The 26,415-nt window shown below is 71.5% G+C and carries 27 protein-coding genes and 1 riboswitch; of the genes, 13 read left to right on the forward strand and 14 right to left on the reverse strand.

The window, feature by feature from the left end; translation table 11 throughout:
• Window positions 1–426: 426 nt before the first annotated feature.
• The 6 genes from ACZ7LT_RS15895 to ACZ7LT_RS15920 all read left to right on the forward strand — a co-directional run bounded on the left by ACZ7LT_RS15895 (window position 427) and on the right by ACZ7LT_RS15920 (window position 4,471).
• The gene (locus ACZ7LT_RS15895) at window positions 427–669 is read left to right on the forward strand and encodes a hypothetical protein (RefSeq protein ID WP_037920596.1); all 243 of its coding nucleotides are present in this window, start codon (window positions 427–429) and stop codon (window positions 667–669) included.
• Between the two features lie 10 nt (window positions 670–679).
• Window positions 680–1,198, forward strand: a complete 519-nt coding sequence (locus ACZ7LT_RS15900) for a DUF6879 family protein (protein WP_471236624.1) — start codon at window positions 680–682, stop codon at window positions 1,196–1,198.
• A gap of 13 nt (window positions 1,199–1,211) precedes the next feature.
• The gene (locus ACZ7LT_RS15905) at window positions 1,212–2,060 is read left to right on the forward strand and encodes a helix-turn-helix domain-containing protein (RefSeq protein WP_471236625.1); all 849 of its coding nucleotides are present in this window, start codon (window positions 1,212–1,214) and stop codon (window positions 2,058–2,060) included.
• A gap of 63 nt (window positions 2,061–2,123) precedes the next feature.
• Complete coding sequence (locus ACZ7LT_RS15910) at window positions 2,124–2,348, forward strand: hypothetical protein (RefSeq protein ID WP_398680325.1); 225 nt, start codon at window positions 2,124–2,126, stop codon at window positions 2,346–2,348.
• An 11-nt stretch (window positions 2,349–2,359) separates the two neighbouring features.
• Window positions 2,360–2,572 carry a DUF7848 domain-containing protein gene (locus ACZ7LT_RS15915; RefSeq protein WP_471236979.1) on the forward strand — a complete coding sequence of 71 codons (213 nt, stop codon included), beginning with the start codon at window positions 2,360–2,362 and terminating at the stop codon, window positions 2,570–2,572.
• A gap of 66 nt (window positions 2,573–2,638) precedes the next feature.
• Window positions 2,639–4,471, forward strand: coding sequence for a thioredoxin-like domain-containing protein (locus ACZ7LT_RS15920; protein WP_471236626.1), 1,833 nt, complete (start codon window positions 2,639–2,641; stop codon window positions 4,469–4,471).
• Here the strand turns inward: ACZ7LT_RS15920 and ACZ7LT_RS15925 are convergent.
• From ACZ7LT_RS15925 to ACZ7LT_RS15935, 3 genes are all read right to left on the reverse strand, one after another.
• On the reverse strand, window positions 4,468–4,839 hold the full coding sequence (locus ACZ7LT_RS15925; RefSeq protein ID WP_471236627.1) for a hypothetical protein: 372 nt from the start codon (window positions 4,837–4,839) through the stop codon (window positions 4,468–4,470). The genes ACZ7LT_RS15920 and ACZ7LT_RS15925 overlap by 4 nt on opposite strands.
• A 63-nt stretch (window positions 4,840–4,902) precedes the next feature.
• On the reverse strand, window positions 4,903–5,127 hold the full coding sequence (locus ACZ7LT_RS15930) for a DUF6458 family protein (protein WP_019887960.1): 225 nt from the start codon (window positions 5,125–5,127) through the stop codon (window positions 4,903–4,905).
• 83 nt (window positions 5,128–5,210) lie between these two features.
• The gene (locus tag ACZ7LT_RS15935) at window positions 5,211–6,503 is read right to left on the reverse strand and encodes a M18 family aminopeptidase (protein WP_471236628.1); all 1,293 of its coding nucleotides are present in this window, start codon (window positions 6,501–6,503) and stop codon (window positions 5,211–5,213) included.
• 177 nt (window positions 6,504–6,680) lie between these two features.
• On the opposite strand from ACZ7LT_RS15935, the gene ACZ7LT_RS15940 reads away from it, so the two are divergent.
• Complete coding sequence (locus ACZ7LT_RS15940; protein WP_471236630.1) at window positions 6,681–7,100, forward strand: DUF6083 domain-containing protein; 420 nt, start codon at window positions 6,681–6,683, stop codon at window positions 7,098–7,100.
• Window positions 7,101–7,188: 88 nt separating this feature from the next.
• On the opposite strand, the gene ACZ7LT_RS15945 is transcribed toward ACZ7LT_RS15940, so the two are convergent.
• Window positions 7,189–9,015 (reverse strand): acyl-CoA dehydrogenase, encoded by a 1,827-nt coding sequence (locus ACZ7LT_RS15945; protein ID WP_471236631.1) that lies wholly within the window; start codon window positions 9,013–9,015, stop codon window positions 7,189–7,191.
• A gap of 342 nt (window positions 9,016–9,357) precedes the next feature.
• Here ACZ7LT_RS15945 and ACZ7LT_RS15950 point away from each other — a divergent pair, with 342 nt between their 5' ends.
• Complete coding sequence (locus ACZ7LT_RS15950; protein ID WP_471236632.1) at window positions 9,358–9,933, forward strand: hypothetical protein; 576 nt, start codon at window positions 9,358–9,360, stop codon at window positions 9,931–9,933.
• Between the two features lie 108 nt (window positions 9,934–10,041).
• On the opposite strand, the gene ACZ7LT_RS15955 is transcribed toward ACZ7LT_RS15950, so the two are convergent.
• The 3 genes from ACZ7LT_RS15955 to ACZ7LT_RS15965 are packed head-to-tail and all read right to left on the reverse strand — an operon-like array spanning window position 10,042 to window position 13,492.
• On the reverse strand, window positions 10,042–11,553 hold the full coding sequence (locus ACZ7LT_RS15955; RefSeq protein WP_471236633.1) for a precorrin-2 C(20)-methyltransferase: 1,512 nt from the start codon (window positions 11,551–11,553) through the stop codon (window positions 10,042–10,044).
• A complete protein-coding gene (locus tag ACZ7LT_RS15960; RefSeq protein ID WP_471236634.1) occupies window positions 11,550–12,185 on the reverse strand; it encodes a precorrin-8X methylmutase in 636 nt (211 codons plus the stop codon). The genes ACZ7LT_RS15955 and ACZ7LT_RS15960 overlap by 4 nt, the downstream gene beginning before the upstream one ends.
• Before the next feature lie 2 nt (window positions 12,186–12,187).
• Window positions 12,188–13,492: a cobalamin biosynthesis protein CobG gene (locus tag ACZ7LT_RS15965; RefSeq protein WP_471236635.1), complete on the reverse strand. Its 1,305-nt coding sequence runs from the start codon at window positions 13,490–13,492 to the stop codon at window positions 12,188–12,190.
• A 1,043-nt stretch (window positions 13,493–14,535) separates the two neighbouring features.
• Window positions 14,536–14,676: riboswitch (cobalamin riboswitch) on the forward strand.
• 34 nt (window positions 14,677–14,710) lie between these two features.
• On the opposite strand from ACZ7LT_RS15965, the gene cobN reads away from it, so the two are divergent.
• From cobN to ACZ7LT_RS15980, 3 genes are all read left to right on the forward strand, one after another.
• Complete coding sequence (gene cobN / locus ACZ7LT_RS15970) at window positions 14,711–18,316, forward strand: cobaltochelatase subunit CobN (RefSeq protein WP_471236636.1); 3,606 nt, start codon at window positions 14,711–14,713, stop codon at window positions 18,314–18,316.
• A gap of 4 nt (window positions 18,317–18,320) precedes the next feature.
• Entirely contained in the window at window positions 18,321–19,031 is a 711-nt protein-coding gene (locus ACZ7LT_RS15975) for a GNAT family N-acetyltransferase (protein WP_471236637.1), read from the forward strand.
• A gap of 80 nt (window positions 19,032–19,111) precedes the next feature.
• On the forward strand, window positions 19,112–19,612 hold the full coding sequence (locus ACZ7LT_RS15980; RefSeq protein WP_471236638.1) for an FBP domain-containing protein: 501 nt from the start codon (window positions 19,112–19,114) through the stop codon (window positions 19,610–19,612).
• A 28-nt stretch (window positions 19,613–19,640) separates the two neighbouring features.
• On the opposite strand, the gene cobM is transcribed toward ACZ7LT_RS15980, so the two are convergent.
• From cobM to ACZ7LT_RS15995, 3 genes are read right to left on the reverse strand one after another with little or no spacing between them, the layout of a single operon-like run.
• On the reverse strand, window positions 19,641–20,390 hold the full coding sequence (cobM, locus tag ACZ7LT_RS15985) for a precorrin-4 C(11)-methyltransferase (protein ID WP_471236639.1): 750 nt from the start codon (window positions 20,388–20,390) through the stop codon (window positions 19,641–19,643).
• Entirely contained in the window at window positions 20,387–21,637 is a 1,251-nt protein-coding gene (gene cbiE, locus ACZ7LT_RS15990; protein WP_471236640.1) for a precorrin-6y C5,15-methyltransferase (decarboxylating) subunit CbiE, read from the reverse strand. The genes cobM and cbiE overlap by 4 nt, the downstream gene beginning before the upstream one ends.
• Before the next feature lie 59 nt (window positions 21,638–21,696).
• On the reverse strand, window positions 21,697–21,825 hold the full coding sequence (locus ACZ7LT_RS15995) for a DUF6126 family protein (protein ID WP_471236641.1): 129 nt from the start codon (window positions 21,823–21,825) through the stop codon (window positions 21,697–21,699).
• A gap of 142 nt (window positions 21,826–21,967) precedes the next feature.
• On the opposite strand from ACZ7LT_RS15995, the gene ACZ7LT_RS16000 reads away from it, so the two are divergent.
• Window positions 21,968–23,044 (forward strand): LLM class flavin-dependent oxidoreductase, encoded by a 1,077-nt coding sequence (locus ACZ7LT_RS16000; RefSeq protein WP_471236642.1) that lies wholly within the window; start codon window positions 21,968–21,970, stop codon window positions 23,042–23,044.
• 3 nt (window positions 23,045–23,047) lie between these two features.
• Window positions 23,048–23,710: an FMN reductase gene (locus ACZ7LT_RS16005; protein WP_471236643.1), complete on the forward strand. Its 663-nt coding sequence runs from the start codon at window positions 23,048–23,050 to the stop codon at window positions 23,708–23,710.
• Window positions 23,711–23,719: 9 nt separating this feature from the next.
• On the opposite strand, the gene ACZ7LT_RS16010 is transcribed toward ACZ7LT_RS16005, so the two are convergent.
• From ACZ7LT_RS16010 to ACZ7LT_RS16025, 4 genes are read right to left on the reverse strand one after another with little or no spacing between them, the layout of a single operon-like run.
• Complete coding sequence (locus tag ACZ7LT_RS16010; protein WP_471236644.1) at window positions 23,720–24,133, reverse strand: PIN domain-containing protein; 414 nt, start codon at window positions 24,131–24,133, stop codon at window positions 23,720–23,722.
• Window positions 24,130–24,393, reverse strand: a complete 264-nt coding sequence (locus ACZ7LT_RS16015) for a CopG family transcriptional regulator (RefSeq protein ID WP_471236645.1) — start codon at window positions 24,391–24,393, stop codon at window positions 24,130–24,132. Before ACZ7LT_RS16015 ends, ACZ7LT_RS16010 begins: the two co-directional genes overlap by 4 nt.
• Before the next feature lie 55 nt (window positions 24,394–24,448).
• On the reverse strand, window positions 24,449–25,315 hold the full coding sequence (locus ACZ7LT_RS16020; protein ID WP_471236646.1) for an ABC transporter permease: 867 nt from the start codon (window positions 25,313–25,315) through the stop codon (window positions 24,449–24,451).
• Window positions 25,312–26,331 (reverse strand): ATP-binding cassette domain-containing protein, encoded by a 1,020-nt coding sequence (locus ACZ7LT_RS16025; RefSeq protein WP_471236647.1) that lies wholly within the window; start codon window positions 26,329–26,331, stop codon window positions 25,312–25,314. The genes ACZ7LT_RS16020 and ACZ7LT_RS16025 overlap by 4 nt, the downstream gene beginning before the upstream one ends.
• Between the last annotated feature and the right edge of the window lie 84 nt (window positions 26,332–26,415).

Genomic DNA, 26,415 nt, shown 5'->3' on the forward strand with positions numbered 1-26,415 from the left:
TTCTGAGTCTCTATAGATGGAATAGAACAAAACGTCATTCCGTCACTTCGTCACTCGGAGGGTCGGCGCGAAGTTGCGCTGTGGTCACCATCCCGACCCCGGCCCCAGCTCGAAACGCGCACGCTGGGTGCGACGCCGTTTTTCGGGCTCGTCATCGCCCTGACCAGCGGATATTGACCGCCGCAGGCGCGAGAGCGACAGAATTAACGCCCTGCAAAGCGCGCCGAACGCCCCATGATGCCGCCCGGAGGGCAGGGCAACACCGCGAGCCTCCGCACTCGTCACTCCGGATCGAGGCGGCGGGCTCGGGGACTCTCGTCCCTTCGCTGGCACCCCAACGGACGTGTCTGGAGGCCCTCTTGCGCGGCTCAGCCGCAGGGGTGAGGCTCGTGCACGCTGGTGCAACCACTCGAGGCGGGAGCGACCATGACCCTAAAGTTCCTCGGCATCATCCCGAACACGCCGACTGACGAGTCTCCGACGATCTGGCTCCACGAGGAGACCGGCGACCTTCTGATTCAGTCGTACAAGGCGACCGAGGACGAGGTGAAGGCGTGCCAGGAGATCGGTTCGATCCCGGGCCACTCCACGGACGTTCCGGACCACGAGACGATCATCCGGCTGCCCGCAGTGATGCTGAAGTACATCCCGCGCCCGGACGACAACTGAGAGGCAGGCCGTGCAGCCACCCGCCCGTCATGCATTGGCACGAGCACAGCACTCGGCGGTGCACCTTGAGTTGCGTGACAGCTACATGCTCGATGACCCCGAGTTCGTCGCGTGGCAGCAGGGGAAGCGCCTCGACCCCGCTGACCAGTCTTCGTGGTGGGGCGGCTGGCACGACGCGGTGAAGGAGGCGACGGCCCGCGGGGTCGTGGTCCGTCGGGTCCGGATTGTGTCGGAGCCGATCAGCGACTACGTGCGGTACGAGTACGACTGCACTTTCACGAACATCGCGGCGGGTGAGCTGGTCCGGTGGCTGCCCCGGCGGCAGACCACGGACTTGGCCTTGCCGGGCACCGACTTCTGGTTGTTCGACGGCGCGCAGGCGCTCTTCCACCACTTCACCGGGAACGGGCAGCTCGACCAGGACGGGCGGGAGTACGCGGACGATCCCGAGCGGGTGAGGCTGTGCGCCGACGCCTTCGAGGCAGCTTGGCAACGGGCCGTTCCACACGAGGAGTACCGACCGCGCTGAGCTGTCACCCACCATGGCCGTCTCACCCTCATCAAGCGCACAGCAGGCCCGGCAGGCTCTGGCGAATCGACTCGCTGAGCTGTGCCGGGATGCCGGTCTGACCGGACGGGACATCGCCCGTTTGTGCTCCTGGCATCCATCCAAGTCGTCACGGATCATGAACGCCCGTACGCCTCCGTCCGCTGATGACATCCGGGCGTGGTGCCGGGCGTGTGGCTCGGAAGATCAGACGGAAGACCTGTTGGCCTCGCTGCGTACCGCCGAAGGCATGTGGGTCGGGTGGCGGCGAATGGAGCGCGCCGGCCTCAAGCAGGCCCAGGAAGCCCGTCTCCCGCTCTTCGAGCGAACCCGCCGGTTCCGCGCGTATTCCTCGTGGTTCGTTCCGGGCCTGATCCAGACCTACGGCTACACGGAAGCCGTCTTGCGCGCGGTCCAGCGCAGACGGGTTGAAGTGGACGACGTTGCCGATGCGGTTGCCGTCCGCATGGAGCGTCAGCGCGTGCTCTATAAGGGTGACCGGCGGTTCGCGTTCTTGGTTGAGGAGTCGGTCTTGCGGAACGGGCTCGGAGGGGCGGAGGTGCAGGAGGAACAGCTCCGCCACCTCCTCAGGGTCGGCTCTTTGCCCAGCGTCAGCCTGGGCGTGGTCCCCACACGAACCGAACGCTCCCGGATGCCGGTGGAAGGGTTCTGGATCTTCGACGCCGGACAGGTCAACGTCGAGCTGGTCTCGGGCTACCTCACGCTGACCCAGCCCAGTGAGGTTGCCGCTTACGCGGATACGTTCAGGGAGCTGGCTGACATGGCGGTCTACGGAGTGAAGGCCCGAGCGCTGATCGCGAGCGTCATTCCGAGCCTGCGGTGATAGCCGTGCAACCTCATGCAATCTCATGGGAAGTGCGACCTCGGCGTTCCTAGCGTGGTCACCATGCGGACGACACGAGATCGGGCCGTGAAGCCGATCACCTATGCGCAGCCGCCGGTAGAGCTGCCGCTGCGAACGGATCCGGAGCCCGTACCGGCAGCCGGCTGTGGAGTCTGCGCCGCCCTGGCCGCGCAGCGTCGAGAGGCCCGCCTCGAAGGCGACGGCTCCGTGGTCAGTGACTGCAACGTGGAGCTCCGGAATCACCCGCATCCCGGGGAGTCGACGTGAGCGTGAAAGCCGTGCTGCGGTACGTGAGCTATGTCATGCGCCGCCACCCATCGGCCGAGACCACGGCAACCGCGCGGTGTCTGAACCCGGACTGCCGGTGGACCTCCGAACCGACCGGGAACGCGGACGTGTGCACCGACATGTGCATACAGCACACTGGCCGGACCGGGCATATGACCTACCTCCGAGAATTCTCGGAGGTCGCCGTGGAGCGGATCCCATAGCTGCGCGGGACAACGGCGTCGTACGGCCGTGATCTGGTGTTCATGGGCCAATGGCAAGCTTGAAACATGAACGATGCTGCCCCGGCGCCCACCCCTGCGCCCGCACCCCGCAAGCGTGCCCGTGTCCGTGCCCCCGAGCTGGTCGGCAAGGGCGGCTGGATCAACACCGGCGGGAAGGACCTGAAGCTCGCCGACTTCCGAGGGCGCACATTGATCCTCGATTTTTGGACGTTCTGCTGCATCAACTGCCTGCACGTCCTCGACGAGCTGCGCGAGCTGGAGGAGAAGCACCGCGACACCCTCGTCGTCATCGGGGTGCACTCGCCGAAGTTCGTGCACGAGGCCGAGCATCAGGCCGTCGTCGACGCCGTCGAGCGGTACGAGGTACACCACCCCGTCCTCGACGATCCCGAGCTGGCCACCTGGAAGCAGTACGCCGTACGGGCCTGGCCGACGCTGGTCGTGATCGACCCCGAGGGGTACGTCGTCGCGCAGCACGCCGGGGAGGGGCACGCCGGAGCCCTGGCGACGCTGGTCGCCGAGCTGGAGGCCGAGCACGAGGCGAAGGGGACGCTGCGGCGCGGGGACGGGCCGTACGTGCCGCCGGAGCCCGTCGCGAGCGATCTGCGGTTCCCCGGGAAGGCCGTTGTCCTCGGCAACGGCAACTTCCTCGTCTCCGACACCACGCGCCACCAGCTCGTCGAGCTCGCCCCCGACGGCGAGAGCGTCGTACGGCGCATCGGGGACGGGGAGTTCCGCGAGCCGCAGGGACTCGCCCTGCTGCCCGACGGGAAGGTGGTCGTCGCCGACACCGTCCATCACGCGCTGCGCACCTTCGACCCCGCCACCGGCGCGATCGAACTGATCGCCGGGACCGGGCGGCAGTGGTGGCAGGGCTCGCCCACCTCCGGACCCGCCCTGGAGGTCGCTCTGTCGTCGCCGTGGGACGTCGCCTGGTGGCAGGGCAAGGTGTGGGTCGCCATGGCGGGCGTGCACCAGCTGTGGACGTACGACCCCCTGACCGGCACCGTCGAGGTCGCCGCCGGCACCACCAACGAAGGGCTCGTCGACGGGCCCGCCGACGAGGCCTGGTTCGCGCAGCCGTCCGGGCTCGCCGCGACCGAGGACCGCCTGTGGGTCGCCGATTCGGAGACGAGCGCGCTGCGCTGGATCGAGCCGGACGGATCCGTGCACACCGCCGTCGGCACCGGACTGTTCGACTTCGGGCACCGCGACGGCGCCGCCGGACAGGCCCTTCTCCAGCACCCGCTCGGCGTCACCGCCCTGCCGGACGGTTCCGTCGCCGTCTGCGACACGTACAACCACGCCCTGCGCCGCTTCGACCCGGCCACCGGCGAGGTCTCCACCCTCGCCACCGATCTGCGGGAGCCCAGCGACGCGGTCCTCGTCGGCGAGGACATCGTCGTCGTCGAGTCCGCCCGGCACCGGCTGACCCGGCTGCGGCTGCCCGAGGAGGCGGTCACGGTGGAGGCCGTCGCCCACCGCACCCGGCGCGAGGCGACCGAGGTCGCCCCCGGCCGGCTGCGGCTCGACGTCGTCTTCCAGGCGCCGACCGGGCAGAAGCTGGACGAGCGGTACGGGCCCTCGACCCGGCTCCTCGTCTCCTCGACGCCGCCCGAGCTGCTCGCCGGAGGCGAGGGCACCGGGACGGACCTCTTCCGCGAGCTGACGCTGAACCCCGAGGTCACCGAAGGGGTCCTGCACGTCTCGGCGATGGCCGCGTCCTGCGACGACGACCCCGCCAACGAGTACCCCGCCTGCCATGTCCACCAGCAGGACTGGGGTGTTCCGGTGAAGGTCACCGAACAGGGCGCGGACCGGCTTCCGTTGATCCTGGCCGGGCTCGACGCCCCCGATGCCCAGGTGTCTGCGGTCTAGTACGCGAGGCCCTGGTGGCGGGACGGACGGCCGGCCGCCCCGTCCAGGCAGCCGGCCACCCACGCCTGCGGGTCGTGGGTGGCCTTCTGGCCGCCCACTCCGTAGAACTCCATCTGTACGCAGCCGCCGCCGAGCAGTTCCGGCACCCTGTCTCCCTTGACGTCGGTCTGCCGGATCCTGGTCGCCTGGAGGTAGCCGGCCTCATAGGCGATCTCGCTGCCCCACGGGGGCCGGTCGTTGTACCGCCAGGCGATCGCGGCGCCCACGGCCGTGCAGAGGGCCGCGGCGACGGCGATCCAGGTGAAGAGCGCTTTCCGTGACGGCCCGGAGTGCCGCACGAGAGCCGTCTGCTGTCCCAACAGAACCATGGTCAGCAGCGTTTCAGGCGTCGGCTTTCGCAGATGTTTCGCCCCGGGTCCTGGCCCCGGGTCTTAGTAGCGCCGTTCCTCGTGTGGGTCGACGACGGTCGGCGCGACCGGCGGGACGACCGCCCGCCGGCGCCGGGCGATGCTGGTGAACGTCGCGACCCCGATCAGACCGACCGCCATCAGGATCAGACCTACGAGGTCGAGATTGACGCTGTCGATCTTCCAGTCGGTGGCGAAGGTGAGGATGGCCCCCACCGCGATGAGGATGATGCAGCCGCCCAGGCCCATGAAACCCGCCTCCTTGTCGGCTGGTTGGGTAGAACCTTCGGCTACCCGGGCGGCCGTCCGCTACACGCCTCGGCTCCCCGCTCTCAGCCCTCCAGGAACGCCACCAGGGCGTTCGCCAGCAGGAACGGGTCGTCCGCGCCGCACAGTTCACGGGCGCTGTGCATGGAGAGGATCGCGACGCCGATGTCGACCGTCGCGATGCCGTGCCGGGCCGCGGTGATCGGGCCGATCGTCGTGCCGCACGGCATCTCGTTGTTGGAGACGAACGTCTGCCACGGCACGCCCGCCTTCTCGCAGGCGGCGGCGAACACGGCCCGGCCGCTGCCGTCGGTGGCGTACCGCTGGTTGACGTTCACCTTGAGGATCGGGCCGCCGTTGGCGCGCGGGTGGTGCGTCGGGTCGTGGCGCTCCGCGTAGTTCGGGTGCACGGCGTGACCGGTGTCGGAGGAGAGGCAGATGGTGCCGGCGAAGGCGCGTGCCTTGTCCTCGTAGCCGCCGCCGCGCGCGAAGACGGACCGTTCCAGGACCGTGCCGAGCAGCGGGCCCTGGGCGCCGGTGTCCGACTCGGAGCCGTTCTCCTCGTGGTCGAAGGCGGCGAGGACGGGGATGAAGTCCAGGTCCGGGCGGGCGGCCACCGCGGCGAGGGCGGCCACGCCCGCGTGGACCGAGATCAGGTTGTCCATCCGCGGCCCGGCGACCAGTTCGCGGTCGCGGCCGAGGTAGGTCGGCGGCTCGACGGCGTGCACCATCAGGTCCCAGCCCGCCACGTCCTCGGCGTCCACACCGGCCTCGTCGGCGACGAACGAGATCAGGTCGCCCTCGTGGACGTCGCCCAGGCCCCAGATGGGCTGCATGTGGCGCTGACGGTCCAGCTTCAGACCGTCGTTGACCTGACGGTCGAGGTGGATGGCGAGCTGCGGTACGCGCAGCACGGGACGGTCCACGTTCACCAGCCGGTGGCTCCCGTCGCGCAGGGTGAGCCGGCCGGCGAGCCCCAGGTCGCGGTCGAGCCAGGTGTTGAGCAGCGTGCCGCCGTACAGCTCCACGGCGACCTGGCGCCAGCCCTGCGTGCCCATGTCGGGCTGCGGCTTGACGCGCAGGTTGGGGGAGTCGGTGTGGGCGCCGACGATCCGGAACGGGGTGTGCGCGGACGCGCCCTCCGGCACGTACCAGGCGATGATCGCGCCGCCGCGGATCACGAACTTGCCGCCGCTGGTCCCGTCCCAGGCGGCGGTCTCCTCGACCTGCCGGAAGCCGGCCTTCTCCAGCCGCTCTCCGGCGTTCGCCACCGCGTGGTACGGCGACGGGGAGGCCGCGAGGAAGGTCATCAGGTCGTCGGTGTGGCCGCGGTCGAAGCGGGCGGGTTCGCTGCTCATGGGTTCACCTTACGGGCGGCCACCGACGGCGGAGGATGACTCCGATCACTGCGCGGAGCACTGCGCGGAACGGCGGGCGGCCGGGGCTGCTCGCCTGGTTCGCGCTGGCCAGGGGCCGTTGTCAGTGGTGCCTGTCAGTATCGGGGAAGTCGACCGATCGTGACCGGAGGTGCCCTGGTGAAGACCGCGACAGCCCCTGCCTGCGCCGCCTGCGACGCTCCCGCCGCCGAGTGGAACGGGCAGTTGAGGATGGTCCTGTGCCCGACGTGCACGACGGCCGCCACCGGCGGCCGGGAGCGCGATCCCGTGCGGCTCGGTGACATCCTGCCGGTGACCACGGCGGCGCTGCGCGTCTCGGTGCCCTCGCAGCGGGCCGGCTCCCCGATGACCTGCCGGCGTTGCGGGGCCCGGGCGTTGTGGCATCGCACGGTCAGCGGCCGGTGGGTGGCGATAGAGCCGGGCGAGCGGCCGGTCGCCGGGGTGCCGCGAGGTGAGCGCTGGTACATCGCGGGGGACGGCACGGCCGTCAATCTGCGCGGCGCCTCGCCCACGGACACCTGCCGGGTGACCCACTTCTTCCTCTGCCCGGCGCGGTGACGTACGAGTACGGGCCCGCGCCGGGACCTACGGGAACGGCCCGCCCCCGGCGTACCGGGAGCGGGCCGTACCGAAGGGCAGCGGTTCGTCAGAACGCGGCCTCGTCGAGGTCCATGATCGAACCGTCGACGGCCTCGGCGAGCGCACGCTCGGTCGAGACGCCGGGCAGCACGTTGGCGGCGAAGAACTTCGCGGCCGCGATCTTGCCGGTGTAGAAGGCCTTGTCCTTGGCGGACGCGGTCGGCAGCTTCTCGGCGGCCACGGCGGCGCCGCGCAGCAGGAGGTAGCCGACGACGACGTCACCGGACGCCATCAGCAGGCGGGTGGTGTTGAGACCGACCTTGTAGATGTTCTTGACGTCCTCGCCGGTGGCGGTGAGGTCGGTCAGCATCGCGCCGACGATCGCCTCCAGGTCCACGGCCGCCTTGGCGAGCGCGTCGCGGGCGCCGGCCAGCTCCTCGCCGCCGGTGCCGACCGCGAGGAACTTCTTGATCTCCTCGGCCAGGGCGTTCAGGGACGCGCCCTGGTCGCGGACGATCTTGCGGAAGAAGAAGTCCTGGCCCTGGATGGCCGTCGTGCCCTCGTAGAGGGTGTCGATCTTGGCGTCCCGGATGTACTGCTCGATCGGGTACTCCTGCAGGAAGCCGGAGCCACCGAAGGTCTGGAGCGACTGCGCGAGCTGCTCGTAGCCCTTCTCGGAGCCGTAGCCCTTCACGATCGGGAGCAGCAGGTCGTTCAGGCCGTGCAGCGCCTTCGCGTCCTCGCCCGCGGCCTCCTTGATCTGGATCTCGTCCTGCACGGCGGCCGTGTGGAGGACCAGGGCGCGCATGCCCTCGGCGTACGCCTTCTGCGTCATCAGCGAGCGGCGCACGTCGGGGTGGTGCGTGATGGTGACCTTCGGCGCGGACTTGTCCATGAAGTTCGCCAGGTCGGTGCCCTGGACGCGCTCCTTGGCGTACTCGAGGGCGTTGAGGTAGCCCGTCGAGAGGGTGGAGATCGCCTTCGTGCCGACCATCATGCGGGCGAACTCGATGATGAGGAACATCTGGCGGATGCCGTCGTGCTTGTCGCCGATCAGCCAGCCCTTGGCGGGGTGCTTGTCGCCGAAGGTCATCTCGCACGTGTTGGAGGCCTTGAGGCCCATCTTGTGCTCGACGTTGGTGGCGTAGACGCCGTTGCGCTCGCCCAGCTCGCCGGTCTCCCAGTCGAAGAGGTACTTCGGCACGAGGAAGAGCGACAGACCCTTGGTGCCCGGACCGGCACCCTCGGGGCGGGCGAGGACGTAGTGGAGGATGTTCTCCTCCATGTCGTGCTCACCGGAGGTGATGAAGCGCTTCACACCCTCGATGTGCCAGGAGCCGTCCTCCTGCTGGATCGCCTTGGTGCGGCCGGCGCCGACGTCCGAGCCGGCGTCCGGCTCGGTCAGGACCATCGTGGAGCCCCACTGCTTCTCCACGGCGATCTGCGCGACCTTCTTCTGCGCCTCGTTGCCCTCGTTGAAGAGGATGCCGGCGAAGGCCGGGCCGGAGGAGTACATCCACACGGCCGGGTTCGCACCGAGGATCAGCTCCGCGTACGCCCAGATCAGGGAGCGGGGCGAGGTGGTGCCGCCGATCTCCTCGGGCAGACCGAGACGCCAGTACTCGGAGTCCATGAAGGCCTTGTAGGACTTCTTGAAGCTGGCCGGTACGGGGGCGGTGTTCGTCTCCGGGTCGAAGACCGGGGGGTTGCGGTCCGCGTCGGCGAAGGACTCGGCGAGCTCGTTCTCGGCGAGGCGGGTGAGCTCATCGAGGACGCTCTTGGCGGTCTCGACGTCCATCTCCTCGAACGGACCGGTGCCATACACCTTGTCCCGCCCGAGTACCTCGAAGAGGTTGAACTCGATGTCGCGGAGATTCGACTTGTAGTGCCCCATGGCGATGGCTCCGTAAGGATCGGGGAGGCAGGGACCTCGTACACATACCAGCAAGTAGCTAAGACTTCTCCGATAATGCTACCCGCCGGTAATAAGGGCAACCCCTATCGGGCGATCTGTGACGCGTCTCAATGGCGGTGGCTCCCTGCAGCTCCTCTCCGTACCTCTCCGTACCCGTTCCGTTACCCGTTCGGATGAACGGCCACCGGTGCCACCGTGACGCAACACCCCAGGTCAGAGGGGGTGGCGCGAGGGCGGGAGGGCCCCGATCGTTTGCGGGGGACCGACGCGCGCCCGACGGTGAAGGCAAGCGATCACCAGGGGGGATCCAAGGGAGCGCGCATGCGTAACTTCCAGACCGTCACCACGTCCGCGGCGCTCGCCCTCTGCGGGGGCGCGCTGGTACTCGGACTCGCCGGGCCGGCCACCGCCGCCACCGCGCCGGAGCGGCCCGCGACCTCGTCGAGAGACCTCGACGACGACCTCGACGCCGATCTCGCCGCGCTGGACGCGAGCATCGACAAGTACGTCGACGCCATCCTGGCGAACCCCACCGGCGGCCCCGGCGACCTCACCGGCATCCAGACCGCCGTCGACAAGCTCGTCACGGACATGCAGAAGCTCGCCCCGACCGAGGTGCCCGCCGACCTGCTGCCGGAGCTCACCGACGACCCCGCCGACGAGACCGACCAGGACCTCGCCACCACCCCCGACACCACCACCGCCGACACCACCACCACCGCCGCCGACGCCACCACCGCCACCGACACCACCACCGCCACCGACGACGCCACGAAGTCAGACCTCATCGACCTCCCCGACCTCGGCGGTCTTCTCGACCTCGGCGGTCTCCTCGATCTCCTCCCCCTGGGCGCCGTCGAGGAACTCCTCGGCATCAACCTCCCCCTCCTGAAGTGACGCGCTGACGAGACGCGCACACGCCCGTCGGCGGCGTGCTCCGTCCTTTCAGGGAGCACGCCGCCGACGGGCGTGAATCGCGCTACAGCGCCACGAGGTCCAGGACCTCTACGGCGTCTCGGGATACCGCCGCGGTGTCCAGGCGATGGTCGAACCCGTCCCGCCCGCCGCGCCCGCGCCGCGCGTGACCGCCCGGGTCTGCGAGGACCCGATCAGCAGCAGCGTGCGCATGTCGACCTCGGCCGGGTCCAGCTCGCCCAGGCTCACCACCCGTACCGACTCCTGCGGCCCGCCCACGTCCCGGGCGACGACCACCGGCGTCTGCGGCGAGCGGTGTTCGAGGAGCAGCTCGCGGGCGGCCGCGACCTGGTGCGTACGGGAGCGGGAGCCCGGGTTGTACAGCGCGAGGACCAGGTCCGCCGCGGCCGCCGCCCGCAGCCGCTCGGCGATCACGTCCCACGGCTTGAGCCGGTCGGAGAGCGAGATCGTCGCGTAGTCGTGGCCGAGCGGCGCCCCGGCCTTGGCGGCCGCCGCGTTCGCGGCTGTCACTCCGGGCAGGACGCGCACCGGCACGTCCGTGTACCGCGGCTCGCACGCCACTTCGAGCACCGCCGTCGCCATCGCGAAGACGCCGGGGTCGCCGCCGGAGACCACCGCGACCCGGCGCCCCCTGCGGGCCAGGTCGAGGGCGAACTCGGCACGCTCGGACTCGACCTTGTTGTCGGAGCCGTGGCGCCGCTGACCGGGCCGGACCGGCACCCGGTCGAGGTAGGTGGTGTAGCCGACGAGGTCGTCGGCGTTGGCGAGGGCACCGCGCGACTCGGGCGTCAGCCACGGCGCGCCGGCCGGACCCGTGCCGACCACCACGACCTCGCCCCGCGGCCGCGCCTCGGGCGCCGCCTCGTCGATCCGGGACGGCAGGACCGCCACCGAGAAGTACGGCACGCTGTCCGCGTCGACCGAGGCCAGCGGCTCCGTACGCTCGCCCGCCATGAACGCGCGCTCCACGTACCGCGCGTCCTCCAGCCGCCCCGCCCGCTCCAGCGCACGCCGCACCGTCGGGAACGTCCGCCCCAGCTTCATCACGACCGCCGAGTCGGTGGCGGCCAGCCGTGCCGTCAGCTCGTCCTCCGGCAGCGTGCCGGGGATGATCGTCAGGACCTCCTCGGCCTCGCACAGCGGCTCCCCGAGCCGGGCCGCCGCCGCGCTGACCGAGGTGACACCCGGGATGACCTCCGTGTCGTAACGGTCGGCAAGGCGCTTGTGCATGTGCTGGTACGAGCCGTAGAAGAGCGGGTCGCCCTCGGCGAGGACGGCGACCGTGCGCCCGGCGTCCAGATGCTTCGCCAGCCGCGCCGCGGCCTCCTCGTAGAAGTCGTCGAGCGCGCCGCGGTAGCCACCGGGATGGTCCGTCGTCTCCACCGTGAGCGGATACATCAGCCGCTCCTCGATGTGGTCCTCACGGATGTGCCCGGCGGCGATGGAGCGGGCGATGGACCGGCCGTGGCGGGCCGAGTGGTAGGCGACGACGTCGGCCGACTCGATGGCCCGCACCGCCGCCAGCGTCATCAGCTCCGGGTCCCCGGGGCCGAGCCCCACGCCGTACAGCTTCCCGCTCATGCCTGGATCTCCGCCTCGTGAGCGATCGCGTTGATCGCGGCCGCGGCCATCGCGCTGCCGCCGCGCCGTCCCCGTACGACCAGGTGCTCGACGCCCGAGACATGCGCGGCCAGCGCGTCCTTGGACTCGGCCGCGCCGATGAAGCCGACCGGTATGCCAAGGACGGCCGCCGGGCGCGGCGCGCCCTGCTCGATCATCTCCAGGAGCCGGAAGAGCGCGGTGGGGGCGTTGCCGATGGCGACCACGGCACCGTCGAGGCGGTCACGCCACAGCTCCAGGGCGGCCGCGCTGCGCGTGGTCCCCAGCTCGGCGGCGAGCGCCGGGACGGACGGGTCGGAGAGCGTGCAGATCACGTCGTTGCCGGCCGGGAGCCGCTTACGGGTGACGCCGCTGGCGACCATCTGCGCGTCGCACAGGATGGGCGCCCCGGCCCGCAGCGCCGCGCGGGCGTCGGCCACGACCCGCGGGCTGTAGGCGAGATCGCGGACGAGGTCGGTCATGCCGCAGGCGTGGATCATCCGGACGACGACCTGACTGACGTCGGCCGGCAGGCCCGCGAGATCCGCCTCGGCGCGGATGGTGGCAAAGGACTGGCGGTAGATCTCCGCGCCGTCCTTCTCGTAGTCGAACACCTTCAGTTCTCGCTCATCTCGGGTACGGGGGGTACGGGGGTGCGGGTACGGGCCTGGGTGACGGCGGCGGCGAGTGCGGTACGGGGGGTGGGGGCGCCGTTCACCGTGTACTGCCCGTCGGCGGTGGCGACGACGTCCACCCAGTCGCCGTGGGGATGCCCGCAGCGGCGGGCGCATCCGGAGAAGTGGACCGGCAGGGCGGACGCCCCGACCGGCCCGGGGGTGGCGTCGGCGCGGACGTCGGCCAGGGACTTGGCGCACCCGGGCCGCCCGGTGCAGGCGCCGACGCCGGCCCAGGGCGCGTCGGGCGCGGTGATCAGCCCGGCGTCCGCCAGCTCCGCCAGCCGCGCCTCGGCCTCGGCCCGGTCCGCGAACCCGCTCACGACGGCCCCACGCCAGGGCGTCAGCCGCACCTCGCCCTGCTCGGGGGGCCGCAGGGCGCGCAGCTGGGCGGCCCGGAAGCGGCCGAGGGGCGCGAGTACGTACAGGGAGCCGGCGCCGAGCAGCCCGGGCCGGGGCGGGCCGCCGTGCGCACCTTGCCGCTTCTCGGGGCTCGCGGCGACCGGACCGGCCTCCGTCTCGCTCCGCGCGGCGATCCCGGCCCGCTCCAGACACCCGGCCACATCGGGCTCGTGGCCTTCGGGCAGCTCCCGCACGCGCCACGCGCCGGTGCCGGACGCCGTGGCCGCCGCGAGGAAGGCCTCGGCGGCGGCGAGCGCGGCACGCGGAGCGGCCTTGGGGTCCGGGAGCCGGAAGGAGCGGGCGCCGACGCGCAAGGTCACATGTGACGGTGCTGCGATCAAGGTCACATCCCCGCCGAGCCCGGCCACATCCCCGCGCCCGTCGTCCAGGACGAACAGAAAACGACCGGAAAGCGCCGCCGCCCACGGCCGCCCGCACAGCAGCGCGTCGAGCTCGCGCGCCCACAACTGCACGTCGCCGTGGCCGAGTCCGTCCAGACCGGCGGCCGGGGAGGCCACGATGTTCCGTACCCGCTCATGGGTCTCGGACGGCAACAGCCCCGCGCCCCCGAGCAGCCCGGCCAGCCGCGCCCCGCAGTCCTCACCGAGGCCGCGCAGCTCCACGTTCCCCCGGGAGGTGACGCTGACGCGCCCGTCGCCCAGATCCTCGGCCGCGGTGGCCAGCACCGCCACCTGGGGTGCCGTCAACAAGCCTGCGGGGAGGCGCAGTCGGGCCAGACGGCCGTCGTCGGCGGGGTGCAGCCGGAGCGCCCCGGGGCAGGCGTCACCGCGGTCCCGTATAAGAGGTTCGCCCTGGTCGGGCAGGGTAGGTGGGGTGGGCGACATGGCGGCGAGCATACCGTTCCTCTTGACGCTGGCCAGGGGTGGTCAAATCGTCATGAACCGGCCTGAGCCGGTGCTCCTCCGAACGGTCTTGAGGGGCTGGGAACAGCGCGAGTTGGTCACCTCGGCACGGTCGGGTCTTCTCGCCTTCGTCAGGCGTGCCCGCTGTCCTGGGTGGGCTCACGGTCCCGCGTGGCCCGGGAAGGAGTCCGGTCTGGCCGGTAGCTCTCCTCGTGCTCATCCTCTGGTGAGCGGAGGTCACACCTGGCCGACGCCGGATTCGGTATCCCAGGCCGCGCCTGCCGATCGCCACAGCGGCACCGTGGTGCCCTGTGACGGTGGTTCTGGTCTGCTGCTGGAGGGGGGCTCGCCAGTGCTGAGCGCCCCAGCGGGACGTATAGGCGGGATCGACTGCGATGACGACCAAGCCTTGGCCCCGCGTCTTGCCCTTGCGTCGACCGCACGGGACCGCAAGGCGCTTGCCAATGATCTCGATGGCGCGACGCAAGGATGTGCGCTCGCTGTACAGGCACCGCAGGGAGAGTTGGTACTGGTCCTCACTCGCCCTGGTCATCGCCCCGGCCCAGCGGGAGGATGACACCGCCGTCAGCTTCTTCTTCCGTCCGGCGCGCCGGGTGTCCTTCGCCCGCACATTCCCCAGGGCGATACGCGCAGCGAGATCAACACGCTGGTGGTGCCCGTTGTGCCTGCCGACAGCGGTAAAGACTTCGCTGTCGGCCTCGGTCAGATGTAACCGGTCCCGGATGCGGGCGCCCACAGGCGCGGCGACGGTGAAGCAGGCCGCGATCGGGCGCAGTTCGCTCTTCCTCTCGCGCGCTGCACCTGCCATTTGCCGCCTCGTCTTCCTCAAGCCCTATGAATCGCTGCCGACCATGCCTCCCCCGCGGGAGCAACGTCCGATGAATCCCCCTGCTTCACTCGAACGAGTAGTCGAGTGGTCGCACGTGGCTCGTATTGATGTGAAAAGCCGCGGTCTCTCGTTGTCGACTGCTCTTCCCGGGCTGCTGTGCTGCACTGGGCGGACACGACTTACTATGCAGAACGGCACAGGGTCCCAGGCCCTAGGGAGGAAGCCCGGTGAGAATCCGGCGCGGTCCCGCCACTGTGAGCCGGGGTAGGAGACGAGCCGGTGAGTCAGGAACTCCCGCCGTCCACCAGACCACCCGGGGCGCGGACACCCCGAGGAAGGCCCGCACGCGCATGATCCTGCTGCTGTCGACCTCCGACACCGACCTGCTGAGCGCCCGCGCGGCCGACGGGCCCGTCGCCTACCGGTTTGCCAACCCCTCCCGGCTGCCGCTGGACGACCTGCCCGGGCTGCTGGAGGGTGCCGATCTCGTCGTCGTACGGCTCCTGGGCGGGCTGCGGGCCTGGCAGGAGGGGCTGGACGTGCTCCTCGCCGAGGAGCAGACGCGGCCCGTCGTCGTCCTCACCGGCGAACAGGCCCCCGACGCCCAGCTGATGGCCGCCTCCACCGTTCCCATCGGCGTCGCCACCGAGGCCCACGCCTATCTCGCGCACGGCGGCCCGGCCAACCTGGAGCAGCTCGCCCGCTTCCTCTCCGACACCGTCCTGCTCACCGGCCACGGCTTCGAACCCCCGGCCCCCGCCCCCACCTGGGGCCCCCTGGAGCGCACGGCGAAGAACGACGACGGCCCGCTGATCGCCGTGCTCTACTACCGCGCCCACCACATGAGCGGCAACACCGCCTTCGTCGGCTCCCTCTGCGACGCCGTCGAGGACGCCGGCGCCCGCGCCCTGCCGCTGTACGTGGCGTCGCTGCGCGCCCCCGAGCCCGAACTCCTCGACCAGCTGCGCGGCGCCGACGCGATCGTCACCACCGTCCTCGCCGCCGGCGGCACCAAGCCCGCCGAGGCGCAGGCCGGCGGCGACGAGGAGGCCTGGGACGCGGGGGCGCTCGCCGCCCTGGACGTGCCGATCCTGCAGGCGCTCTGCCTCACCGGCCCGCGCAGCGCCTGGGAGGAGAGCGACGAGGGCCTGTCCCCGCTGGACGCCGCAAGCCAGGTCGCCGTCCCCGAGTTCGACGGCCGGCTGATCACCGTCCCGTTCTCCTTCAAGGAGATCGACGAGGACGGCCTGCCCGCGTACGTCGCCGACCCCGAGCGCGCCGCCCGCGTCGCCGGGATCGCCGTGCGCCACGCCAAGCTGCGCCACATCCCCAACGCCGACAAGCGCCTCGCGCTGGTCCTGTCCGCGTACCCCACCAAGCACTCCCGCATCGGCAACGCCGTCGGCCTCGACACCCCCGCCTCCGCCGTGGCTCTCCTGCGCAGGCTCCGTGAGGAGGGCTACGACTTCGGCCCGGTCGAGGACATCCCCGGCCTGGTCTCCGGCGACGGCGACGAGCTGATCTACGCCCTGATCGAGGCCGGCGGCCACGACCAGGACTGGCTCACCGAGGAGCAGCTGGCGAAGAACCCGGTCCGGATCCCGGCCGCCGACTACAAGCGGTGGTACGCCACCCTGCCGGCGGAGCTCAGGGAACAGGTCGAGGAGCACTGGGGCCCGCCGCCCGGCGAGATGTTCCTGGACCGCTCGCGCAACCCGGAGGGCGACATCGTCCTCGCGGCGCTGCGCCGCGGGAACCTGCTCGTCCTGATCCAGCCGCCGCGCGGCTTCGGCGAGAACCCGATCGCGATCTACCACGACCCCGATCTGCCGCCGTCCCACCACTACCTCGCCGCCTACCGCTGGATCGCGGCCTCCGCCGCCGACGGCGGTTTCGGCGCGGACGCGATGGTCCACCTCGGCAAGCACGGCAACCTTGAGTGGCTGCCCGGCAAGAACGCCGGCCTGTCCGCCGCCTGCGGCCCGGACGCGGCCCTCGGCGACCTGCCGCTGATCTACCCGTTCCTGGTCAACGACCCGGGCGAGGGCACCCAGGCCAAGCGCCGGGTCCACGCCACCCTGGTCGACCACCTCGTCCCGCCGATGGCGCGCGCCGACTCCTACGGTGACATTGCACGCCTGGAACAGCTCCTGGACGAGTACGCCCAGATCTCCTCGATGGACCCGGCGAAGCTGCCCGCGATCCGGGCCCAGATCTGGACCCTGATCCAGGCCGCCAAGCTCGACCACGACCTGGGGATGGACGACCGCCCCGACGACGACGGCTTCGACGACTTCCTGCTGCACGTCGACGGCTGGCTGTGCGAGGTCAAGGACGCGCAGATCCGCGACGGCCTGCATGTCCTCGGCGGCGCCCCGACCGGCCCCGAGCGGGTCAACCTGGTCCTGTCGATCCTGCGCGCCCGCCAGATCTGGGGCGGCACGCAGGCCCTGCCCGGCCTGCGGGAGGCCCTCGGCCTGGACGAGTCGGCCGCCACCCGCACCACCGCCGACGAGGCGGAGGCGAAGGCGCGCGTGCTGGTGGAGGCGATGGAGGCCGCCGGCTGGGCGGTCGAGGCCGTGCCGGCCGTCGCCGAGGGCCACGGCCCGGACGTGGCCGCCGTGCTGCGGTTCGCCGCCGAGCAGGTCGTCCCCCGGCTCGCCGCCACCACCGACGAACTCACCCACGCGGTCCACGCGTTGAACGGCGGCTTCGTCCCGGCCGGCCCGTCCGGCTCCCCGCTGCGGGGCCTGGTCAACGTGCTCCCCACCGGCCGCAACTTCTACTCGGTCGACCCGAAGGCGGTGCCGTCCCGGCTCGCCTGGGAGACCGGGCAGGCGCTCGCCGAGTCGCTCCTGGAGCGCTACCGCACCGACAACGGCGAGTGGCCGACGTCGGTGGGCCTGTCCCTGTGGGGCACCAGCGCGATGCGCACGGCCGGTGACGACGTCGCCGAGGCCCTGGCGCTGCTCGGCATCCGCCCGCGCTGGGACGACGCCTCGCGCCGGGTGAACGGCCTGGAGCCGATCCCGCTCGCCGAGCTGGGCCGCCCCCGCATCGACGTGACCCTGCGCATCTCGGGCTTCTTCCGGGACGCGTTCCCGCACACGATCGGCCTCCTCGACGACGCCGTACGCCTGGCGGCCTCGCTCGACGAGCCGGCCGAGCAGAACTTCGTCCGCGCCCACACCCAGGCCGACCTGGCCGAGCACGGCGACGAGCGGCGCGCCACGACCCGTATCTTCGGCTCCCGGCCGGGCACCTACGGCGCGGGCATCCTCCAGCTGATCGACTCCAAGGACTGGCGTACGGACGCCGACCTCGCCGAGGTGTACACGGTGTGGGGCGGCTACGCGTACGGGCGCGAGCTGGACGGCCGTCCGGCCCGCGACGAGATGGAGAGCGCCTACAAGCGCATCGCGGTGGCCGCGAAGAACACGGACACCCGCGAGCACGACATCGCCGACTCCGACGACTACTTCCAGTACCACGGCGGCATGGTCGCCACGGTCCGCGCGCTCAAGGGCACGGCGCCCGAGGCGTACATCGGCGACTCGACCCGCCCCGAGACCGTCCGTACCCGCACCCTCGTCGAGGAGACCTCGCGGGTCTTCCGCGCCCGGGTGGTCAACCCGCGCTGGATCGAGGCGATGCGGCGCCACGGCTACAAGGGCGCCTTCGAGCTGGCGGCCACCGTCGACTACCTCTTCGGCTACGACGCCACGACCGGCGTGGTCGCCGACTGGATGTACGACAAGCTCACGCAGACGTACGTACTGGACCCGGAGAACCAGGCCTTCCTGAAGGAGGCCAACCCCTGGGCCCTGCACGGCATCGCGGAGCGGCTCCTTGAGGCGGAGTCCCGGGGCATGTGGGAGAAGCCGGACGCCGAGACGCTGGCCGCGCTGCGGCAGGTGTTCCTGGAGACCGAGGGCGACCTGGAAGGCGACGAGTGACGCCGTGACGGACGATCTGACGGTCGGGGGCGCCGACAAGGAGCTGTCGGCGCGCCTCGACAAGGAGCTGACCGCGTTCAACAACGCGGCCACCGGCTTCGACGACGAGGCCGAGCTGTCGGTCCGCGCCACCGATCCCTCGACCGGTGAGCTGATCGGCGGCCTCACCGGCTGGACCTGGGGCGGCCTCGGCGGTGTCGACATGCTGTGGGTACGGGAGGACCACCGCACCGGCGGCTGGGGGACCAGGCTGATGCGCGCGGCCGAGGACGAGGCCCGCCGCCGGGGCTGCACCCGGATGGTCGTCTCGTCCTTCTCCTTCCAGGCCCCGCCGTTCTACCGGCGCCTGGGCTATGTGGAGACGGGCCGTACGGAGGGCATCCCCGGCGGCCACGTCGACGTCCACTTCCACAAGAGCCTGGAGCCGGCGGACCCGGCCGCCGTCCAGCTGGCGGTCCTGGTCGACTTCCCGCCGTCCGCCGCCGAGGCCGCCCGCACCTACGAGGACCGGGTGCTGGCCCTGCTGCCCCGGCACGGCGGGCGGCTGGAGCGCAGGCTGCGCACGGGCGACGGCCTCGGCGAGGTCCATCTGCTGCGGTTCCCCTCCCGGCAGGCCCTGGCGGCCTTCCGGGCGGACCCGGAGCGGGCGGAGCTCGCGGCGGGCGTGGAGATCACCGTCCGGGTCCTGGAGGTCACGGACGTCTACGGGCCCTGAGGCCGGCCCGAGGCCCGGCTCGAAAGCCCGCGCGAAAAACTCGGATGCTCCCCTCCAGTCTCGTACGTACCGTTTGCGGAGTGGAACCACTTACCGAGAAACAGATCCGCGGCTCCTTCGCCAACTGCTCCAAAGGCGAGGCGAACCGTCTCAAGCTCCCCCTCGACTTCGCCGAACTGCCCTGGTCCGAGCTCGACTTCCTGGGCTGGCGCGACCCGGGCGCGCCGCTGCGCGGCCATCTGGTGATCCCGGGGACGGACGGCCGCCCGGTCGGGATCACCCTGCGCACCCCGGACAAGGCCCGCACGAGCGCGCTCAAGTCCAGCCTCTGCCAGTTCTGCCTGACCGGGCACGCCTCCTCCGGCGTCGCCCTCTTCGCCGCCCCCCGCGCGGGCGAGCCGGGCCGCCAGGGCAACACCGTCGGCATCTACGCCTGCGCCGACCTGGCCTGCTCCCTGTACGTACGGGGCAAGCGGGAGCCGGCCATGCGCCCCCGGTACGAGGAGACGCTCACGCCGGACGAGAAGATCGCCCGCACGCTCGGCAACGTGCACGCGTTCGCGGCGAAGGTGCTTGGCTGAGGCCTGACCGCCGGCCGCCGGCCGCGGGTCAGCAGGTGTGGCGGTCGCGGGCCGGGTCGTAGAGGTGGCTGTCGCGGAACTCCGAGGCGGCGAGCGTCCGGCCGACGATGATGACGGCGGTCTTCGTGATGCCGGCCGCCTTCGTCTGCGCGGCGATGTCGTCGAGGGTGCCGCGCAGGACCACCTCGTCCGGGCGGCTGGCCAGGGCGACGACGGCGGCCGGGCAGTCGGCGCCGTAGTGCGGCAGCAGCTCGTCGACGACCCGGTCGACGTACCGGGCGGCGAGGTGCAGCACGAGCAGCGCGCCGCTGCGGCCGAGGGTCGCCAGGTCCTCGCCGGGCGGCATCGGCGTGGCCTGCTGCGCGATCCGGGTCAGGATGACGGTCTGGCCGACCGTCGGCACGGTCAGCTCCCGCTTCAGCGCGGCCGCGGCGGCCGCGAACGCCGGGACGCCCGGCACGATCTCGTACGGGATGCCCGCCGCGTCCAGGCGCCGCATCTGCTCGGCGACCGCGCTGAAGACGGACGGGTCGCCGGAGTGCAGCCGGGCCACGTCCTGGCCGGCCTCGTGGGCGCGGACGATCTCCGCGACGATCTGGTCCAGGTCCAGCTGGGCGGTGTCGACGAGCCTGGCGTCGGGTGGGCACTCGGCGAGCAGCTCGGTGGGCACGAGGGAGCCCGCGTACAGGCAGACCCCGCAGGACGCGAGCGTGCGCGCGCCGCGCACGGTGATCAGGTCGGCCGCCCCCGGGCCCGCGCCGATGAAGTAGACGGTCATCCTCGATCTCCTGTTCCGGTGACGGACGTTTCGGTGGTTTTGACGACCGACCACTGCGTGACCGGCATCGCCTGACGCCAGCCGGTGAAGCCGCCCACCGGCACGGCGTGGGCGACGGCGAGCCGGATCAGTTCACCGCCGTGGCGGCGGTAGCGCTCCGCGAGCAGCGCCTCGGACTCCAGCGTCACGGTGTTGGCGACCAGTCGCCCGCCCTCCGCGAGCGCCTCCCAGCAGGCGTCGAGCAGGCCGGGCGCGGTCAGTCCGCCGCCGATGAACACCGCGTCGGGGCGGGGGAGTCCGGCGAGCCCGGCGGGGGCGGCGGCGGTGACGACCCGCAGCCCGGGGACGCCGAGCGCGTCGGCGTTACGGACGATACGGGCCGCCCGCGCCGCGTCCCGCTCGACCGTGATCGCCCGGCAGGAGCGGTGCGTGCGCATCCACTCGATGCCGATGGAGCCCGAACCGCCGCCGATGTCCCACAGCAGCTCGCCGGGCGCGGGCGCGAGCGCCGCCAGCGTGGCGGCGCGCACATGCCGTTTGGTGAGCTGGCCGTCGTGCTCGTACGCCTCGTCGGGCAGGCCGGGCGCGGCGCCGAGGCGCGGGGCGCCCGGGGCGCGTACGCAGTCGACGGCGATGACGTTGAGGGGGTCGACCGGCCCGGGCGGCAGGGTCTGGGCGGTCGCGTCGAGGATCCGTTCGCGGTCCGAGCCGAGCTGTTCAAGGATCCGCACCCGGCTGGGCGCGAAGCCGTGGGCCCGCAGCAGCTCCGCCACCGCCCGCGGGGTGTCCGCGCCCGCGCTGAGGACCAGCACCCGCCGCCCGTCGTGGAGCGCGGCGACCAGCGAGGCGAGCGGCCGCCCGACGAGGGAGACGGTCTCGGTCTCCTCCATGGCCCAGCCGAGCCGGGCGCAGGCGTACGAGAGGGAGGAGGGGTGGGGCAGGACGTGCAGGCGGCCGGGGCCGACGGTCTCGGCGAGGGCGCGCCCGATCCCGTAGAAGAGGGGGTCGCCGCTGGCCAGCACGGCCACGCGGCGCCCTTCGTGGGCGGCGAGCAGGCCGGGGACGGCGGGCCGCAGCGGCGACGGCCAGGCGAGGCGCTCGCCGGGGCAGGCGTCCGGCGGCAGCAGGTCGAGCTGGCGGGGGCCGCCGATGACGACCTCGGCGGCGCTGAGAGTGTCGCGGGCGGCGGGGGACAGTCCGTTCCAGCCGTCCGCACCGATCCCGACGACGGATATTACGGAGCTCACGTCGGCGAACTCTACGGGAGCGTCCGGCGCGGGTGACCTGGGGGAGCGGCCCGGGGCGGCTACTTCTGGGCGTTCTGGCCGACGTGGAAGAGGAGCCAGACGAAGCCGGCGAAGGCGTGGGTGACGACGACGTACACGAAGACGCGCAGGGCGACGCCCCGCTCCTTCCAGCGCTCCGATTCCGTCATGCCCCTCAGCGTACGCGGGAGCGCGGAGCGGGCCGGGCGGCCCTGGAATACGGCGAGAAGGGGCGCGGTTGAAGGTGGCGGTTCAATATTCAACCAAAGGTCCAAAGTCAGGGCTCAGCGGGCCCCGCGAGAGGTGAGCACGATGCAGTTCGGGATCTTCACCGTCGGTGACGTCACGACCGACCCCACCACCGGCCGTACGCCGACCGAGCACGAGCGGATCAAGAACACCGTCGCCATCGCGCTCAAGGCGGAGGAGGTGGGCCTGGACGTCTTCGCCACCGGCGAGCATCACAACCCGCCCTTCGTGCCCTCCTCCCCCACCACCCTCCTCGGCCATATCGCCGCCCGCACCGAGAGGTTGATCCTCTCCACCTCCACGACGCTGATCACCACCAACGACCCGGTGAAGATCGCCGAGGACTACGCCACCCTCCAGCACCTCGCCGACGGCCGGATCGACCTGATGATGGGCCGCGGCAACACCGGCCCGGTCTACCCGTGGTTCGGGCAGGACATCCGCCAGGGCATCCCGCTCGCCATCGAGAACTACACCCTGCTGCACCGCCTGTGGCGCGAGGACGTCGTCGACTGGGAGGGCCGCTTCCGCACCGCCCTGCAGGGCTTCACCTCCACGCCGCGGCCGCTGGACGGCGTGCCGCCGTTCGTCTGGCACGGCTCCATCCGCTCGCCCGAGATCGCCGAGCAGGCGGCGTACTACGGCGACGGCTTCTTCGCCAACCACATCTTCTGGCCCAAGCAGCACACCGAGAAGATGGTCCGCCTCTACCGGCAGCGGTACGCCCACTACGGTCACGGCACCGCCGAGCAGGCCGTCGTCGGCCTCGGCGGGCAGGTGTTCATGCGCAAGAACTCCCAGGACGCCGTACGGGAGTTCCGCCCGTACTTCGACAACGCGCCCGTCTACGGCCACGGCCCCTCGCTCGAGGAGTTCACCGAGCAGACCCCGCTGACCGTCGGCTCTCCGCAGCAGGTCATCGACCGCACGCTCTCCTTCCGGGAATACGTCGGCGACTACCAGCGTCAGCTGTTCCTGGTGGACCACGCGGGTCTGCCGCTGAAGACCGTGCTGGAACAGCTCGACATCCTCGGCGAGGAGGTCGTGCCCGTCCTGCGCAAGGAGTTCGCCAACCTGCGGCCCGCCGACGTCCCGGCGACCGCCCCGCTGCACCCCGCCGTACGCGCTCAGGAGGCCTGAACCATGGAGTCGCAGTCGCAGTCGCAGTCGCAGACGCTCAAGCTGGTCGCCGTATCCGCCGGGCTGAGCCGGCCCTCGTCCACCCGGCTCCTCGCCGACCGGCTCGCCAAGGCCACCGAGGAGCGCCTGACCGAGCGCGGCCGCCCGGTCGAGGTCCAGGTCGTCGAAGTGCGGGACCTGGCCGTCGACATCGCCAAGCACCTCGTCAGCGGCTTCCCGTCGCCCGCGCTGGGCTCCGCGATCGACGCGGTGACCGGCGCGGACGGGGTGATCGCCGTGACGCCGGTCTTCACCGCCTCCTACAGCGGCCTGTTCAAGTCCTTCTTCGACCTGATCGACCCCGACGCGCTCAGCGGCCGTCCGGTCCTCCTCGCGGCCACCGGCGGCACGCCCCGCCACTCCCTCGCCCTCGACCACGCCCTGCGGCCGCTCTTCGCCTACCTGCGGGCGCTGATCGTGCCGACGGCGGTCTACGCGGCCTCGGAGGACTGGGGCTCGGGCGGCGACGAGTGGACGGCGGGCCTGCCGTCCCGGATCGACCGCGCGGGTACGGAGCTCGCCGGGCTGATGGCCGGCCGGCTGTCCGAAGCACCGGCCCAGGGTGCGGACGACGTGGACGAGGTCGTGCCGTTCGAGCGCCAACTCGCGGCCCTGCGACGCGACTGAGCCGCCGCCTCAGACCTTGACGACGGTGACACGGTCACCGCACAGGGCCGTGAGGTCCTCCGGGTCGGAGGTGAGGACGGTGACGGGGCCGGGAGCGGCGAGAGCGGTCGCGCAGAGCATGGCATCGATGGCGTACTTGTGTCCGTGGAGCCCGGCATCGGCCAGGAGGGCTGCGGCGCGGCGGGCGACGGGCTCGCCGACCGGTTCGACGACGATGCGTGACAGCGTCCATTCGAGGGCCGGACGATTGATCCGAGGGTGGACGACTTCGACGAGCGTGGCCGCGCTGGTGATCACGCGCATGTCGTCGGCCCTGGCCAGAGCAAGCCAGCCCGTCACCTCACGGTCCCGCAGAACGGCCTTGGCCAGGCCCTCGCTGTCGAGGACCAACGTGCCGCCCGGCACGGCTGCCGAGGCCGTCACGCGGCGTCCGTCCCTCGCTGCCCCTGAGCCTCACGGGCGCGCTGAAGCTGATCCCGCTTGGCCTGGATCTCTTCCTCTCCGATGGGCCCGTGCTCGGCCTCGGCGACGGCGATGAGCTCGTTGAGGTTGTCCCGTTCGATCTGCCGGGCGACCGCCGCGGCCACATACGCCGACAGCCCGGAAGGGCCGCTGCGGGCGCGGGCGGCTTCGGCGATGTCGCGGGGCATGGTGATCGAGTACTTGCCGGTAGGCTCGCTCATGCTCTCCATCCTACCGGGAATCCTACCGGGGGGGCGCCCGGCGGGCGGCGCCCCCTCACTTCCGGTTGTAGAGCCGCATCGTCACCGCGCCGAAGACGATCACGAACACCGCCGACCACCCCAGCGACCACGCGATGTCCGCCGCCGGCCAGTTCCCCGCCATCAACTCCCGTACCGCCGTCGACAGATGGGTCACCGGGCTGTTGTTGACGAACGCCTGCAGCCAGCCCGGCATCGTCCTCGGGTCGACGAAGACGTTGCTGAGGAAGGTCAGCGGGAAGATCACCATCATCGAGACGCCCATGACCGACTTCTCGCTGCGCAGCAGCAGCCCGAACATCGTCCAGATCCACGAGAAGGCGAACGAGAACACCAGCAGCAGCGCGATCCCGCCCAGCACCCCCGTCACACCGCCGCCCGGGCGGTAGCCGATCGCGATGCCGACCGTGAGCATCACGGCCGAGGCGATCAGATAGCGCACCACATCGCCGAGCAGATACCCGACCATCGGCGCCGGCCGCCAGATCGGCAGCGTACGGAAGCGGTCGAAGACGCCCTTCTCGATGTCGGTGTTGACGGACACCCCGGTGTACATCGTGATCATCACGACGCTCATCACCAGGATGCCGGGCAGCAGGAACTGGATGTACGCCGACACCGATCCGGCGAGCGCCCCGCCGAAGAGGTACGTGTACATCAGCACCATCATGATCGGGAACGCGGTCACGTCGAACAGCTGCTCCGGCACATGCTTGATCTTGAGCATGGCCCGCCAGCCGAAGGTCAGCGACGCCGACAGGGCGCTCGGGCGCGGTGGACGCACCTGGCCGACGAGCAGGGCGGCCAGTTCGTCGGCCTTCGGAGCCTCGAAGGCGAGGGCGTCGGTCGCTTGAGTTTCCTTGCTGGTGGCGACGGTGCTCATGCCGTCGTTCCCTTCGTCTCTGCCGCCGTGTTCGCCGCATCCGCCGGCGTCGCGCGGGTGTCGGTCAGCGCGAGGAAGACCTCGTCCAGGCTCGGCTGCCCCAGGCCGAAGTTGTCGACCGTGATCCCGGCCCTGGCCAGCTCGGCGAGGGCCCGCGCCGCCTGCTCGGCCGCTCCCAGGTCCGTACCGTGGCCGTTGACGGTGGCCGTGAGAGCCACCGGATCCGGATCCAGCTGTACGTCCGCGTGGAGGGCCGCGGCCAGCACCCGCTCGGCGTGCGGGCGCTGCTCCGGCTCCCGCAGCCGTACGTGCACGGAGCCCGACCCCACGGACGCCTTCAGCTCGCCCTTGGTGCCCTCGGCGATCACCTTCCCGTGGTCGATCACGGCGATACGGGACGCCAGCTGGTCGGCCTCGTCCAGATACTGCGTGGTCAGCAGCACCGTCGTGCCCTGGGAGACGACCGCGCGGACGATGTCCCACACCTGGTTGCGGCTGCGCGGGTCGAGCCCGGTCGTCGGCTCGTCGAGAAAGAGCAGGTCAGGCGTGTTGAGGATGGACGCGGCGATGTCGATACGGCGGCGCATACCACCGGAGTAGTTCTTCACCTGACGGTCGGCGGCCTCGGAGAGCCCGAAGGCTTCGAGCAGCTGCGCGGACCGCTCACGCGCCGCGGGCCGCGTGTGGCCCAGGAGACGGCCGAGAAGGACGAGGTTCTCCGTGCCGGTCAGGTCCTCGTCGACGGACGCGTACTGCCCGGTCAGGCTCACCCGGCCCCGTACGGCGTCGGCGTCCTTGACCACGTCCTTGCCGAAGACACGGGCCTCGCCGCCGTCCGGCCGCAGCAGTGTGGCCAGCATCTTCACGGCGGTGGTCTTGCCGGCGCCGTTCGGGCCGAGGACTCCGTAGACGGTGCCGGTGGGCACGCGGAGGTCGATCCCGTCGACGGCGCGGTTGGTGCCGAAGACCTTGACCAGCCCGGACGTCTCGATCGCCAGGTCGGTAGCTGCGCTCATGATGGGGTCCCGGGTCGGGGATGGACTCCCCACCCAGTCTCCGACCGTCGCCCGCGGGACGCCAGACGGCGACGGTCGGACTTC

It is taken from the genome of Streptomyces sp. NPDC039465 (genome assembly GCF_055639315.1).

Excerpts from the sequence above, each read along its gene's own strand:
- ACZ7LT_RS15895 (WP_037920596.1), top strand. The coding sequence starts at position 427 with ATGACCCTAAAGTTCCTCGGCATCATCCCGAACACGCCGACTGACGAG.
- cobM (WP_471236639.1), bottom strand. The coding sequence starts at position 20,390 with ATGACCGTCTACTTCATCGGCGCGGGCCCGGGGGCGGCCGACCTGATC.
- ACZ7LT_RS15920 (WP_471236626.1), top strand. The coding sequence starts at position 2,639 with ATGAACGATGCTGCCCCGGCGCCCACCCCTGCGCCCGCACCCCGCAAG.
- ACZ7LT_RS16020 (WP_471236646.1), bottom strand. The coding sequence starts at position 25,315 with ATGAGCACCGTCGCCACCAGCAAGGAAACTCAAGCGACCGACGCCCTC.
- ACZ7LT_RS15945 (WP_471236631.1), bottom strand. The coding sequence starts at position 9,015 with ATGGGGCACTACAAGTCGAATCTCCGCGACATCGAGTTCAACCTCTTC.
- ACZ7LT_RS15925 (WP_471236627.1), bottom strand. The coding sequence starts at position 4,839 with ATGGTTCTGTTGGGACAGCAGACGGCTCTCGTGCGGCACTCCGGGCCG.
- ACZ7LT_RS15930 (WP_019887960.1), bottom strand. The coding sequence starts at position 5,127 with ATGGGCCTGGGCGGCTGCATCATCCTCATCGCGGTGGGGGCCATCCTC.
- ACZ7LT_RS16025 (WP_471236647.1), bottom strand. The coding sequence starts at position 26,331 with ATGAGCGCAGCTACCGACCTGGCGATCGAGACGTCCGGGCTGGTCAAG.
- ACZ7LT_RS16015 (WP_471236645.1), bottom strand. The coding sequence starts at position 24,393 with ATGAGCGAGCCTACCGGCAAGTACTCGATCACCATGCCCCGCGACATC.
- ACZ7LT_RS16000 (WP_471236642.1), top strand. The coding sequence starts at position 21,968 with ATGCAGTTCGGGATCTTCACCGTCGGTGACGTCACGACCGACCCCACC.
- ACZ7LT_RS15965 (WP_471236635.1), bottom strand. The coding sequence starts at position 13,492 with ATGTCGCCCACCCCACCTACCCTGCCCGACCAGGGCGAACCTCTTATA.
- ACZ7LT_RS16005 (WP_471236643.1), top strand. The coding sequence starts at position 23,048 with ATGGAGTCGCAGTCGCAGTCGCAGTCGCAGACGCTCAAGCTGGTCGCC.
- ACZ7LT_RS15955 (WP_471236633.1), bottom strand. The coding sequence starts at position 11,553 with ATGAGCGGGAAGCTGTACGGCGTGGGGCTCGGCCCCGGGGACCCGGAG.
- ACZ7LT_RS15935 (WP_471236628.1), bottom strand. The coding sequence starts at position 6,503 with ATGAGCAGCGAACCCGCCCGCTTCGACCGCGGCCACACCGACGACCTG.
- ACZ7LT_RS15950 (WP_471236632.1), top strand. The coding sequence starts at position 9,358 with ATGCGTAACTTCCAGACCGTCACCACGTCCGCGGCGCTCGCCCTCTGC.
- cobN (WP_471236636.1), top strand. The coding sequence starts at position 14,711 with ATGATCCTGCTGCTGTCGACCTCCGACACCGACCTGCTGAGCGCCCGC.
- ACZ7LT_RS15910 (WP_398680325.1), top strand. The coding sequence starts at position 2,124 with ATGCGGACGACACGAGATCGGGCCGTGAAGCCGATCACCTATGCGCAG.
- ACZ7LT_RS15995 (WP_471236641.1), bottom strand. The coding sequence starts at position 21,825 with ATGACGGAATCGGAGCGCTGGAAGGAGCGGGGCGTCGCCCTGCGCGTC.
- ACZ7LT_RS15905 (WP_471236625.1), top strand. The coding sequence starts at position 1,212 with ATGGCCGTCTCACCCTCATCAAGCGCACAGCAGGCCCGGCAGGCTCTG.